The sequence below is a fragment of the Campylobacter geochelonis genome (assembly GCF_013201685.1).
GTDB classification, from domain to species: Bacteria; Campylobacterota; Campylobacteria; order Campylobacterales; family Campylobacteraceae; genus Campylobacter_B; species Campylobacter_B geochelonis.
This window is the reverse complement of record NZ_CP053844.1, coordinates 733,916-748,466: the sequence shown is the minus strand read 5'-3', so window position 1 is coordinate 748,466 and position 14,551 is coordinate 733,916. Positions and strand designations below refer to the sequence as shown.

Annotated in this window: 10 protein-coding genes; 2 read left to right on the top strand and 8 right to left on the bottom strand. The window is 33.8% G+C overall.

The window, feature by feature from the left end; genetic code table 11:
- Window positions 1–223 precede the first annotated feature (223 nt).
- From CGEO_RS03460 to CGEO_RS03430, 7 genes are all read right to left on the bottom strand, one after another.
- Complete coding sequence (locus CGEO_RS03460; RefSeq protein WP_172658067.1) at window positions 224–541, bottom strand: hypothetical protein; 318 nt, start codon at window positions 539–541, stop codon at window positions 224–226.
- 86 nt (window positions 542–627) lie between these two features.
- Complete coding sequence (locus CGEO_RS03455; protein ID WP_075540099.1) at window positions 628–6,885, bottom strand: hypothetical protein; 6,258 nt, start codon at window positions 6,883–6,885, stop codon at window positions 628–630.
- A 174-nt stretch (window positions 6,886–7,059) separates the two neighbouring features.
- Window positions 7,060–7,599, bottom strand: coding sequence for a ribosome hibernation-promoting factor, HPF/YfiA family (gene hpf / locus CGEO_RS03450; protein WP_075540098.1), 540 nt, complete (start codon window positions 7,597–7,599; stop codon window positions 7,060–7,062).
- A 51-nt stretch (window positions 7,600–7,650) separates the two neighbouring features.
- Window positions 7,651–8,121, bottom strand: coding sequence for a type IV pilus modification PilV family protein (locus CGEO_RS03445; protein ID WP_075540097.1), 471 nt, complete (start codon window positions 8,119–8,121; stop codon window positions 7,651–7,653).
- On the bottom strand, window positions 8,121–9,032 hold the full coding sequence (locus CGEO_RS03440) for a type II secretion system protein (RefSeq protein ID WP_075540096.1): 912 nt from the start codon (window positions 9,030–9,032) through the stop codon (window positions 8,121–8,123). Before CGEO_RS03440 ends, CGEO_RS03445 begins: the two co-directional genes overlap by 1 nt.
- Window positions 9,032–9,793, bottom strand: coding sequence for a type II secretion system protein (locus CGEO_RS03435; RefSeq protein ID WP_075540095.1), 762 nt, complete (start codon window positions 9,791–9,793; stop codon window positions 9,032–9,034). Before CGEO_RS03435 ends, CGEO_RS03440 begins: the two co-directional genes overlap by 1 nt.
- Before the next feature lie 88 nt (window positions 9,794–9,881).
- Window positions 9,882–10,613: a pyrroline-5-carboxylate reductase gene (locus tag CGEO_RS03430; RefSeq protein ID WP_075540094.1), complete on the bottom strand. Its 732-nt coding sequence runs from the start codon at window positions 10,611–10,613 to the stop codon at window positions 9,882–9,884.
- Window positions 10,614–10,719: 106 nt separating this feature from the next.
- Between CGEO_RS03430 and CGEO_RS03425 the strand changes: the two genes are divergently transcribed.
- Complete coding sequence (locus tag CGEO_RS03425; protein WP_075493398.1) at window positions 10,720–11,364, top strand: outer membrane protein assembly factor BamD; 645 nt, start codon at window positions 10,720–10,722, stop codon at window positions 11,362–11,364.
- Between the two features lie 32 nt (window positions 11,365–11,396).
- A complete protein-coding gene (gene lon / locus CGEO_RS03420) occupies window positions 11,397–13,799 on the top strand; it encodes an endopeptidase La (RefSeq protein ID WP_075540093.1) in 2,403 nt (800 codons plus the stop codon).
- Window positions 13,800–13,834: 35 nt separating this feature from the next.
- On the opposite strand, the gene CGEO_RS03415 is transcribed toward lon, so the two are convergent.
- Entirely contained in the window at window positions 13,835–14,398 is a 564-nt protein-coding gene (locus CGEO_RS03415; protein WP_075493400.1) for a PAS domain-containing protein, read from the bottom strand.
- Between the last annotated feature and the right edge of the window lie 153 nt (window positions 14,399–14,551).

Here is a 14,551-nt window from a genome sequence, read left to right as displayed (position 1 = left end):
TTAGCTATCAACGTTTTAAAAATTAACGTTATTCCAGTTTATAAAATTTATCCTTACGTTAATAATCGATGTTTTTAAATTTAATTGTGTTTTAAAAAGGCTATATTTTATTTTTACGTATCGTTAGCTTATCGCTCTAACTTATTTGTTAAATCGTATATATTATATAATTCATAACAGATAAGCGAAAGAATTTTTCCTTCGCTTATCTTGTAGTAATCTCTTACCAATTAATCCTATTGCTTTTATTTTTATTTTCGTTTGGTCTTTCATTGGCATCTTGTTTGTTATCTAAAAAATATCCTATATCACTACCGCTTTTTACTTTACCTTCCCCTCCCCAAGCAGAAGATGGAGTACCAGAGAAATTTACCAAAAAGTCATTATAGCCGATATTTACACCATGCAAAAACCAAGGTTGAGCAACAACCTGTATAGTAGTATCTGGAAGACTAGTAGTCGATGTAATGTTTAGTTGTTCATTATCAGCAAATGTTAAAACCTTACCTCTAATCAAAGTAAGACTGCTAGCATTAGTCAAGGCTGCATACTTATCCACGAATTCATTTTTTATGTTACTACTGTCATAATTATCTGCAGGGTTTATGTAAAATCCAGGTCTTTGTTCTACTTTTCTATTGTATTACGTAATAAAGTAAATCCAAAATTGTTGGCAAAAGTTGTTTCGCATATTGCATTATTTTCTGTTCCATCATTGCAATATATCATAGATAGTATCTCTGCTGTTATAGATCTACTTGATGTTTCATACTTTAATAATTTAGCATTTGCATTACCATAATAGAAATGAACCGCTTGATTTGTATAATTTGAATCAGTCTCGTCAAAAGGTATAAATTTACTTTTTGCGATATCTGATATCATATCATCTTCTACCGCTTTAGCTTTATTTTTTGTATCTTTTTCGTTATAAAGCTTGTTTCCCTCTCTTGCAACGCTTTTGGTTGGATTAGCCGTATCTGCCACTAACTGCCTAGCTACGAAGTCATTACCATATAAAACGATTGGATTATTCGCTGTAGTTTGAGTTCTGTCAAAACCAAAAGGAACCAATACTGGAAATTTTCCATCCTTAAACCCTTCGTGACTAGCTATGTATAAACCACTTCTTTTATCATATTTTCTACTACCATCAGTATTTATTACAGGTTTTGACATCAAATTTTCAAGAGCGTAGAATCCAAAATGATCCGCCGCATTTGCTGTATTTCTATTATACCCTCTAGTATCTCCAAGTTTATCTCCAAGTTTTCCAGCTATATCAACCACACTTCCTGTTCTATTTACACATCTAGTATCGCTACTATCTTTAACACAATCATATGTCATATCCAAATCAAACTCTACATCTCTTGAATAGCAATGCTTAGTGTATAATGTAGCTAAAGTGTTAGCATACACTTCATCTGATAGATAAGCAGCTACATCCATACCCAAGGTTGGTACTTGAATATCTTTTAATTTCCCTGTTGATGAATTCTGAATAATCGCATCATTTGCTATAGGAGCTGTTTCTGTGCCATACGTGTTTGTAGTAATTCCTACTGTTTGTGGATTATTATAAAATGTATAGCTATAGTCAACTCCTGCGATTGTATGTTTTTTTGTATCTACTAGATTTTTAAGTTGCAGTTCTATTCTATCTGGGATAAATCTAGTTACAAGTTCTTTTTCTAACTTAACATCACATCCAACAAGCCCTTTGTCATTGTGCTTATTTTCAGCAGAACCAACTACACAAGCTGGCCATTCTTCTGTATCCTTTTTGCCTTTAAATACATCATATTGATCTGCCATTGTAAATGTATTATCGTATATTTCCACAGAAACATCGCCAACATTAAAGTAGTTTAGCTGCAACTCTTTAGTACTTCCATCAGCTTTAAGAATTTGTTGAGTATAAAGTTTAGCATATCGCTCTTTATCTTTTTTTTCTCCTTTTAGCCGAGCTTGTTTATCCATATACTCCCTGTATTTACCTTTATTCCAATCCCCTTCTAAAACTCTTTTTCCAGTATCATCAATATAATCAAAATTTGCAAACAATGAATTTTTCTCTTTATCCCAAATTCTAAAGTTATTTTTATCAAATTCGGAGTTATTCTCGCCTGTATCTTTGTTATATTTTGTTTCATCGTTAAACGAGCCGATATCATTTAGTTTTTTAAGCTCTAATGGCTTGTTGCTATTTCTCATCTGTGTTACAGCCTGGATATTTGCTGCTGGCTCACACAATCCACTTAGGACTGGTTTTAAAAATGTTCCAACTTCTTTCATTTGACCAGCTTTGCTTCCTACAGCTACCTTACTTAAACCAAAATCAACACCAAGCAAATTTACATAGTTTGGAGTTGGATTATTGTTTATATCTGCTGCGTATATAACACTGCTTCTTAAGTCTTTATTATCATCAGGATTTCCACCTGTGCGGTATTTTTTAGCATTAAATGTACTTTTTGTTTTATCTACTATATAAGTTTCATTTGTACTAGTTCCACTATCTTTTACTAAAACATTATTATCGTATATAGCGTATTTATCTAGATTTTCTGTTTTTGCTTTAAACATAGCCGGTCTTACAGTAAAAGAGTCTGAATTACATATATGAAAGCTTCCATCTGGCGCTGGTTTAGTACCAAGCCAATTTTCAGCCAACGCATCTTTTTTCTGCAACATCTCTCTACATTCTTCTAAAGATGTTGGCTTAGGATTGACATTTCCAAGGCTATTTATACATTTTTCAAGCGTGTCGCCTCTATTTAATCCATATGTTTTTGCTCCTTTAGGCCAGTATTGCACCATAAAAGTAACAGAGTTAAACGCATCTTCTATTTTAAAATTTTTAAGTTCAAGTTCTGATTTCCCCATCAACTGTTCAGCTAAAGACATAGTAAAGTCTTTTTCTTGACCAAAATATTCGTTTCCATAGTAAAATGGAATTTTATCTTCTGTTCCTAAATAGTTACAAAACCTTCTAACTTCATCTCCTCTAACAAGAGAAATTTCTACTTCTCCATCAAGAGGAAACGGTTGAAGTCCAACATCTATAGAAGATAGCGGTATGTATTGAATTTCTCCTATAACATTGCCATATCCGTCGAGATTTTTCATTACAACACATTTTTCTTTTGTTGTTGTTTCTGCACCTGTATCATCTATTGATTTTGTTGTTTTACCAACGCCATCTGGACAATCCACAGTATCATACTTAGATAAATCTGGCATAAATATCATAGAACCGTTAAAGCTACCGCCTGATACTTGTGTATATAACCTAGTATCGTTGTTATCTGCGTTAAAGTTTTGATTTACCACTCTAAGACCATCTAATAATACAACTTTTATTTCATTGACTTTTGCGGTTGGACATCTTTGCATAGCTATCCCATATCCAAAACTAAGCTTTTGGCATGTACTTTTATCATTTGGATTTTCACATACTAAAGCCGAAAAGTCATAAGCGTACTCATTGTTGGTAAAAATCTTATCTTTGAAACTACCCAAAGTAGCACCAAATTCTAAATATGCCACTTTAGCATCATTTTTCTCTACACTACCTATAAAAGTACCTCCGACTAGTCCTGTGGACTTATCTTTACTTCCAGCGTCTTTGCCTAAAGAGTATCTTATAGCGCCAGGAGCATACTCATTAAAAAATTTATCATCATATAAAAAGTTCTTTATAGGCTCTAATCCGTTTTTTCCATCTTTAAATGCTCCAAAATCACCATCTTTTATATTTACAAGCTTTTTACTAAAACTAGTTCCAGAAGAGTATTTATCTTCCATACTATTATCTATTTTAGAACTATCTTTTTTATATAAGATATTATCTTTTGTAACGAGCTTGATGATAACTCCTTCCGCAGGCTCAACTCCAGATTGCATGTTCCAGTCGCCATCTTTACATTCTCCATTTTTTATTTGCCCAGTACAAACCCATTTTCCACCATTTACAAATTTAGTTCTTCCTACTATACTATCTCCAGCAACAGCACTAAATTTACTTACACCTTTATCTATAATTTCTTGACATGTTTTTTGAGCTTCTTTTTCTATCTCTTGTATTTGAGATGGATTTAAACTATTAACACCAAGCTCTTTTTTCTTAAGTTCAGTAAGTCTTTGATTTTCTGCGTTTTCACACTTATCTTTACCTTCTGTTATGGTCTGAAATGCAGCCGCTGTGTATATAGTCTCATCAAAACAAACTTCAGGAACATAAAGATCAGTTGATAGTGCAACAACACTTATAATAGATGTATTAGTCCAATTATCTTGCCAAAATGTTTCAAAATTCATTGAAGTTTTAGACTGTTTTGCGGTCATAAATTGATTTATATTATAAGTATGCAGGTCAAAACCAGTGGTATGGCCGCTTTCTAGAGTAGTTACTGTGCTATCACCAGGTTTGATTACAGTAATGTTATTATTTAATTGTTTATCTTCATTAGTAATCTTTTTCATTGTATAGTTATCATTAGCATCTGCTATCGTAACTTCTTCTCGAGCTTCACCATATGGGCTAGCACCAGAACTATTTATACTAAGTTTTGCATCATAGTTGTTTGAAACTGGAGTGTAAAAACCATCAAAATTTAGTGTAAGGTTGCTTCTAGCAGGATCTGCTCTTGGTGCAGATTGTATAGCCATACCCTCATATATAGTTATTCCTTTTGGTTTATAGTATTTATCTCCAGCTTGAGCATCTTTTCTATTATATACTACTAGCAGTGTCCAGTTAGCAAAGTTACCAAATTGTGATTGAGAGGCAGCTCCACCAATCCATCTATTAAGTGATGGCGACTCGCCACTAGAGGATTTAATATTTCCAGCTGCAAATGTTAAAGCTATAGTAGCGTCTTTGTTTTCACTATCTATTTTAAGATTTGCGACTGATTTTTGCACCTCAGTTAAAACATCATAACTAGCCGAATAAATGAAAGTTGCCCCATCTTTATTTTTTAAAGAACTAGAAGATGCACTATACCAAGTATCACCATCTTTTGCTTCTAATGTCTTAGGAGAAGGCATACCTGGCGCTTTAAACTGAATTTCACGATATCCTTTTATGATATCAGGTAAATCATATATAGTTTTATGAGCAGCTTGTATATGCCCAGTCCAAAATATCTTAGCATATACTATGTCGTCTTTTTTTATATCTTTTGGAAGATATAGTTTTGCGCTAGCACTATTTCTTTCAAATCCAGCCACTTTTTTTACATTAGAAGCTTTTCCATAGTGAAAATTTACAATTCCGTTTGATGAATTTAACACAGAAGCTCCGGTTATAGAGTAGTCGCCATTAAAAAATTTACCAGCGCCACCGAATTTTTTCTGCATAATCTTATATCCAGTTGGTAAACCATTATCATCTTTTGGTAAATTTGTAGCAAAAGTAAAAGGTCCGTAAATATTTTTAAAAGTAGCGTAATCTGTTTTAGCTGCATTTGGCGTGCCAGGATTTATCACTTCGCCTGGTCTGAATTTACCATCATTTAAAGGTGCTCGCATCCAACCAGTTCCTTCTACTTTATCCGGTATAAATTCTGGATTTAAAGTCGCGCTTAAATTCACAGTAGCACTTGCTTTTAAATTTTTACTAGGACCAAAGTATACATATACTTCATCTCCAGCTACTACATTTAAATTATTTGGAGTTCCAAGTGGGGTACATTTACCATCTTGTGGTTTGTTTTTTGTGATATGCTGGACAACAGCACCTGGGTTATCGGCGTCTAAATTTATAGTGCCAGTTTGAGTTACTTTTAATTTGTAATAATACTGATTTATAGGATCATAGTCTCCAAAACCCTTTATCTCTATATTAAATTTTAAATTTGTTTTCGTTAATCCATGCCCTATTAGTGCAGCACCATTTTCAGCGCCAGAACCTGTAAATGGCACAAAGGTACAAGTAGTTGGTCTATCTGGACTAAATTTAATGCTAAAATTAGATTTTATTTCTGTTTCTAGTGCATTGTGATTTTGATTTTTTGTCCAACCATCGGCTCTAAAGTAAGCGTATACTTTCTCTCCTTTTTCAATGCGAATAGAAGAAACTTCACTCATAGGTACACATTTACCTTGAACTACCTTTGTAAGAGTAAATTTAATATTATTATCCGAGCTTATTTTTTTAATATCTATAATGCCACCTTTTTCGGTTGCTTCAAGAGTTAAACCTGCTGTTTGACGGTTAAAAGCTGGATTCGAATTTTCAGCATAGTTATTTTTAACTATGATTTTTTCAGCATTTATAGTAGTAGTTTTATCACCAAGTTTAAATATATTAGAACCGGTATCGGTAGTCATATAATTACATCTTGTATTTGGATCATTTAAAAAATCTTCATCAGTCGGTGGAACCGCTGTTGGATCGGCTTTAAAGGTAACTTCTACTTTAGGATTTACCCAAACATTCCCCCATTTATTAGTTGAATCTAAATTGCCATCTGTTTTTATATGCAAATAAACGGTTTCGCCTGGCTTGACTGTTATCTCTTGCTTACCGTAATCAGCACTATCCGAGCCAGAACCTCTTTGCCATTCACAACTATCTATTTTGTTAAAATATCCAAATAAATGTTTACGTTGATTTTCATTAACATTAAGAATATTTTTACTTGAATCAAATTCTAATTTTCCAGCCTCTTTTGCCGTGATAATAAATAGACCAGCCTCTTGACGATCAGAAACAGTAAACGTACTTTTTGATGTTAATGTCATCTTTCCAGATTTATTCACAGCATCTTCAAGTTTGCCTTCTACGCGAGTACATATGTTCGCTGAAAACGCAAACGTGGTAATGAGTAAATTTAAAATTAACACTTTAAACAAAAATGAGATAAAACTTTTCATGGCATTCTCCTTGTCCTAAACACATATGGTTAGGAAATCTTATATAATGCAATATATTATAACTTTATTACTTAAAGTGCAATTATTTTACTTGATTTTGTTTTGATTTACAAAGATAAATTTAAAGTTTAGTGTAAATTTATAAAAAGGTGGCGAAGAGCCACCCAAAAACTACTAAAATAGTCCTAGTTTTCCATCTTTTCTTTTATAGAGAATTCTCATCTTAGCTTCCATATCATTAAAGACTAAGAACTGATCTTTACTCTCTTTAAGTATTCTAACCGCTTCATCTATCTCAAGCGGTTTGTATAGTTCAAGCTCTGTTGGCACAATCTCATCTACGCCATCGATAAGAGGAGCATTAGTCTCTAAAATATCATCAAGTGCATTTTGTTTTTTATCATCTTTGTTTTTATGTGTTGTAAGCTTATCGTGATGACGTCGCAATACTTTTGAAGCTCGCTCTACTATAGCATCGATAGCTGCGTAAAGATCTTTGTCTTTATGTCTGATAACGATAGTATCTTTTTTAGCTAAATTTAGCGAAAAGTCCACCACGAAGCCCTTTTTACCCTGTTTTTCATCAGCTGAAATCACACAACGACCAGAAATAATATCTAAGCTGTATTTTTCTAAATTCTCAAAAGCCTGCTCAACATAGTTTTTTATAGAATCAGTTAGTTCAAACTGTTTTCCAACTATACTTGTGTTCATAAAGTTCTCCTTATAAAAATAAAACTCAAATTGTATCAATCCTAACTTAAACTAAGGTCTTTGAATCGTCCTTCTAAAATACCTTATCGGCTCACTTCCAGCTTCTTCTGTGCTTTGAATAGTTACATCAAGCATAGCAATGTTATCTGTTATAGAAGTAGTAGTAGCGGCTGTTAAATTTCTGTCACCTATAGTCCTAGCTGCTCTGCAACCAAGAAGAGGATTTAGATAATAAATTTGAACCCTACCTTTAAACAATGGATTATCAGCCGTTGGATAAGTTATATCTACAGTTTCGAGGCAGTGTTCTCCATTAGATCGAGCTGGAGTGTAACTATGTGCTTGCATAGCCATTACAGCAAATTCAGTAGCACTTCTAGCTAAAAGCTCGGCTTGTTCTCTTAGATATATATCGGTTGATTGCTTTGCTGTTTGTGTAGACAAACTAAGTGCTAACATACCTAATGTAGCTAAAATAACTATAAAAAACATAGCCATAATCAAAGTAAATGCTCGTTTCATTAAAATACCACCTTTGTTTTACATACTACGAAGTCATTGCTATCAGTTGAAAAATGAGGATCTCTCATGCAAAGTTTTAACTCAACACTGCCATTGTTTCCTCTAAATCTAAAAAGTGTAACATTCTCAGCTATAGGTTGAACTTTACCATCCGTATAACTTTGTCCATTCCACGTTTTATAATCATAATATAAACTTAAAGTAAAAAATCTATAATTAGAGCCATTTACAGTATACTCTGTGAGGTTTGTTGGAACTAGCGCATAAGCGCTGTGAACTAGATAATATCTTTCTATGACCTCGACAGGATTTGGATTTACTATAGTCATAACATCTGGTGTCGCCGCTGTAGCTCCAGCTAAAGATACGGTTATAACTCTATTTCTTCCACCAGTAGTATTAAAACCATATCCTGCCGCACTACTATTATCATATCCTGCAAAGATGACACCCAAGTTATTAGCATTTCCAACTATGCTTGTTATAGCAGTGCTTGCTGCTGGTAAGTTGCTACCAGGAGTTATTAAAGTTCTTGTATCAAAACTATCATTTACACTTATAAAACCACTCCATCCTGGAATATCTCCAGTTAAATTTCTACTCTCAGTACTTTGCCCTATCCATTCTAAAATATCATATTTACCAAGATTAGGATCTACGATAGGCACTATATCATTACTATCTCTGGTTTTTTTACCTATTATAGCACTATTAACTCTATCACTTAACCTAGCTGCAATCTGTTCTAAAGCCAACTCGGTTTGTGTTTCTAGCGAATTTACAGTTTTGGATATTATGTAATTTCTATATATATTACTATATATATCGGTTGAGAAAGTAGATAATATAGCCAAAATAACTATTACCATTATTAATTCTATTAAAGTAAAACCTTTTTTTAAACAAGCCATTACCAAGTCCTTCTAAATAAGGTAGGATAATCTCCAATGTTAAAAGAATATGCATATAAATCTACTTTAAGTCCAGTGCTTTTATCTGTAGCTGTTACTTTTATACGCTTAATGTTTGAAACAGCTCCAGCAGCACCAGCATTTGGTAAATTTATAGTTACCGTCTGGGTATTTGCATAATTTCCTTGAGTTAACACATCATCAACAAAATCAACAGCTACTTCTATCCGAGTATCTGTTAAAAAATCACCACTATTTAAACCAACTGGAGTCATATTAAAATCTAAGCCATCATAGTCATCTATATCATTTCTAGTGTTTACTCCAAAACTAACAGCTGCAAAAGCATTTTTATTAGTAGCTACATACGCACTGCCTAACCTTCTACTATTTGGAACATTGGCAGCGCCAGTGTAATTAGCCACTCCATTTCTAGTAGCAGCACCTGCAATAGTAGGAATAGCTATAGCATATATCGGAAAACCATTCATTCCAGTATAGCTTTTTGCTTGCGTATCTGTACAAGCAGGAAGTCCTTTTGCTATATTATCTGCATCGCAGCTTTGCTTAAGACCTGCACTATCCCACGGTTCTTTGAGTATAGAACCCATCATTGTTTTGGCATTTAAAGTAAGCTCTTGTTTTAACGCGAATTCATTTGACTGCTGTGTTTGCTGAATGATTCGTGGTAAAGCAGCGACTGAAATACCTATAATAACAATCGCAAAAATGAGCTCGATTAACGAAAATCCTCGTTTCATCTATCATCCTTTATAATTTTTAGCATCTAACACTTTAAATACTAATTTTGCAAATTATACTACTATATAGCTTAATTTTAAAATTTATTTACTTTTTTGCACTAGCGCTTAACGCTTTTATAAATGCACTTCTAACCCCACACTCTTCCAAAACCGCCACACCCTCGATAGTTGTGCCTTTTGGAGAACATACTCTTTCTTTAAGCAAAGCTGGATGAGAATGCTCTAAAAGTTTTGAAAAACTTGCAAAAACTCCAGAAACTAAATTTAGCGAAATCTCTTTTTTAAGCCCCTCTTTTACTCCACCATTTGCCAACGCTTCGGCTACGATTGCAAGATATGCAGGAGCGCAACCTGCGATAACTCCAGCGCTCTTTAGCTCATCATCGCTATAAACAGCCACACTTTTTCCAAATCCATCTAAAACCTCTTTAGCCACGCTATCATCATCTTGTGTAAAATACGGCGTTATCGAAGCTTTAAACTCGGCTGCTATGTTTGGTATAGCGCAAATTCTGTTTTTAGCATCAATGCAGTTTAACTCATCTAGCTTTGTCATCGCTAAAACGCTTATGCAGTTATTTGCCCTTCCGCTAAGCTTTTCGCTCATAGTTTTAAGAGCGTACGGCTTAAAAGCTAAGATGATATTTTTATCATTTATATCATAAATTTGACCATAAACTTCAGTTTTTATATCAAATTTAGCAAACTTAGCTAACTTCTCTTTATCTCTTCCTACAACTACAACTTCATATAAATCTCGCAGTCCAAGTGCCATAGCAGTTGCCATCGCGCCATTTCCTAAGATATAAATTTTCATATTTTTCCTTACCATATATATATTTTTGTTATTTTACAATAATTTATCCGTTTATTAAGAGTAAAATTGTAGAATTCAAGTTTAAACATACAAAAAAAGGAAATTTATGAGAAATTGTTTTAAATTTTTTGCTCTATTGATTATGGCTTTATTTATCGTTGGTTGTGGAGATAAGAGCCGTGGGCTTTATAACCTGCAGCCACTTGCGTGGTATGACCATATCATCGATGATATCAAAAATGCCGATTTAGAACAAGCAGATAAACACTATACGCAGTTTGTTAGCGAACACGTTGCTTCGCCTTTGATTGAGCCGACTTTACTTATCTTAGCACAAGCTCATATGGATGAGAGCGAGTATGCGCAAGCGAATGCCTTTCTTGATGAGTATATAAGACGATATGGAACTTTAGATAAGATTGAGTATGCGACATTTTTAAAGATAAAAGCAAATTATGACTCTTTTAGACAGCCAAACAGAAACCAAAATTTGATGCAAAACAGCATAATAGAGATAAACAATTTCTTAGTCCAGTATCCAAATACTCAGTATAGACCACTTATCGAAACTATGTTGGTTAAATTTAAGCTTGCTGAGTACTATTTAAATGAAAATATAAAAGATTTATACCAAAGGACAGGACGCGATACTTCGGCTGAAATTTACGCACAAAAGATAGAAAATTCAGCTTTAAAAGATGCGAATTTAACCCCGCCAGATTTACCGTGGTATAGGGCATTTTTTGAATAAGATTAATAAATTTAGAGAGGTAAAATGAAAATATGCAGATAGAAAAACCAGAATTTTTCCCAAAAGAGCTACCTATCATAGTAGAAGATGAGCTTTTTTTATATCCATTTATGATAACTCCGATTTTTATAAGCGATGAAGAGAATTTAAAAGCTCTTGAAGTTGCTATAAAAAACGAAAGCATGGTTTTAGTAGTAAGCAGCAAAGATGAATACCGCTTAAAAAGGGATTTTGATGCTATTTATCACGCTGGCGTTATAGGAACTATCATGAGAAAAGTCTCTCTTCCAGATGGCAGAGTTAAAATTTTGTTTCAAGGCGCTTATAAAGGAGAAATTCTACAAACCACATCTTCTAGCCCACTAATGGCAAAAGTTGGGATTTTAGACGCGGTTTTATACTCAGATGATAAAATCGAAGCTCTTTCAAACGTTCTTCGCCAAAAGGTAAAAACGCTAAGTCAAATGACTCATTACTTTCCGCCAGATTTGCTTAGAACTATCGAAGATAGCGTTGAGCCAGTTCGAACAAGCGATTTAGTTCTTAGTTCACTTAGACTTACAAAAAATATAGCTTATGACTTTTTTACACAAAAGAATTTAGAGACTAAATTCTTTGATTTGATTGACTATCTTAACAAAGAAATTGAAGCTCATAAACTTGAAAAAGAGATAAAAACAAAAGTTCACTCAAAGATAGAAAAAACAAATAAAGAGTATTTTTTAAAAGAGCAACTAAAACAGATCCAAAAAGAGCTTGGTGGCGAAAACGACAGAGAAGAAGAGATAGCTGAGTATAGAAAAAAACTTGAAGCTAAAAAGGCTTTTATAAATGCCGATGCGTATAAAGAGATAAAAAAGCAGATTGATAAATTTGCAAGACTTCATCCAGACTCGGCTGATTCGTCTGTAGTCCAAAGCTATCTTGACTGGGTTTTAGAAATTCCTTTTGAACACACCGCTAAAAAACGCTCTTCTATGAGTGAAGTTCAAAAACAGCTAAATTTAGACCATTACGCTCTTGAAAAACCAAAAGAACGCATAGAGGAGTACTTTGCGCTTCGTGAGCTTTTAGAGCTTCGTGGATTAAATAACAAGGTAAATAATGGCGTTATACTATGTTTTGCAGGTCCTCCAGGAGTTGGAAAAACAAGCCTTGCAAACTCCATCGCAACAGCGCTAAAACGCGAACTTGTGCGTATCGCACTTGGTGGGCTTGAAGATGTAAACGAGCTAAGAGGTCACAGAAGAACGTATGTAGGTGCAATGCCGGGGCGAATTGTTCAGGGGTTAATCGATGCTAAGCAGATGAATCCAGTCGTCGTCTTAGATGAAATCGACAAAGTAGCAAAAAGCTTTAAAGGCGATCCAACAGCGGTTTTACTTGAAATTTTAGATCCTGAGCAAAATAACAGCTTTAGGGATTATTATCTAAATTTTAATATCGATTTAAGTAAAATCATCTTTGTAGCCACGGCTAATGATGTATCAAACATACCGGCTCCGCTTCGCGATAGAATGGAATTTATATTTTTAAGTTCATATACTCCACAAGAGAAATTTCAAATCGCTAAAAAGTATCTAATCCCACAAGAACTTAAAAAACATGGGCTAAAGCCAAGCGAAGTTAAAATCAACGATGCGACGCTAAAACTCCTCATATCTGATTATACAAGAGAGAGCGGTGTTAGAAGCTTGCGCCGCAAAATCGCCGATATATTACGAAAAGTAGCAGTTGCTATACTAACTCATAAAAATAGCGATGATAAAATTTTGATAAATAACAAAAATTTAGAAGAGTACATCGATAAAAAAGTTTATGAGATAGATGAAGTTGATAAAAAAGACTATGTTGGTATCGTAAATGGACTTGCATGGACAAGCGTTGGTGGCGATATGCTTAAAATCGAAGCCATACGCATAAAAGGCAAAGGAAACTTGCAAATCACAGGGCAACTTGGCGATGTGATGAAAGAGTCGGCTCAAATAGCATTTAGCGTGATTAAAGTCTTAATTGATGAAAAAAAGCTAAAAATCCCATCAAATTTGGTTTATAAAACATCGAAAGATGATGATAGTGATCAAATTTATAACAAATACAACCTCCACATCCATGTTCCAGAAGGCGCAACGCCAAAAGATGGTCCAAGTGCTGGCATTACGATGGCTACAGCTATCGCTTCGATTTTATCAGATAAAAAAGCAAGGTCAAATTTAGCCATGACTGGAGAGCTAACACTTAGTGGAAAAGTTCTTCCTATAGGTGGACTTAAAGAAAAGCTTATAGCTGCTCACAAGGCTAAAATCACAAAGGTTTTAATACCTAGAAAAAATTATGAAAGAGACTTAAAAGATATACCAAAAGAGGTTAAAGACGAGCTTGAGATAGTTGCAGTTGATACCATAAATGATGTGCTAAAAGAAGCACTTATATAAAAGGGTTTGCTAGAGGAAACTCTAGCAAATTTTATCTATCCAAATAGTTTTTTCATCGCTTCAAAAAATAGTTTAGTAAGACCTCTATACTCTATCAACGAATCAACAAACTCATCATAAGTAACCTTTTTTAAGTCCAAATACTCTACTAAAAATTTACCACTTGCTTCCATTCCGCCTGTCGCCTCGATAGCAAGAAGTTTTTGATATATCGGCTCTATCGCTTCAACGGCTTTTTTAGGGGCTGCTTTTCTGTATGCTGTGTGACCGATGATTTTATTAGTTAGCGGATCGTATTTTGGTTCAAAATCAGTTACAACCCAGTAGTATCTGCCATCTTTTGCAAGATTTTTAACAATAGCTTTAATATTTTTACCACTATTTATCCTATCCCACATCACTTTAAATACGATTTTAGGCATATCAGGGTGTCTTATGATATTATGCGGTTGTCCGATTAACTCATCTTCGCTATATCCGACAATCTCGATAAAATACTCATTTCCATATGTTATAATCCCTTTAGTATCGGTTTTAGAAACGATATATCTTTTAGGATCTAAAACAATCTCTTCATTTAACGGTACAGGTCTTTGCATGATTTCTCCTTTGAGTGTTAAACCAAATTTTATACAATTGTAACTTAAAAGTTACTTTCTGTGCGGATTTTTGGTGAATTTTGCATAAATGATAAAATAAAGTTGATATGGTTTTACTTTTTTTTATGCTATAATATCGTGATATAAAATAAT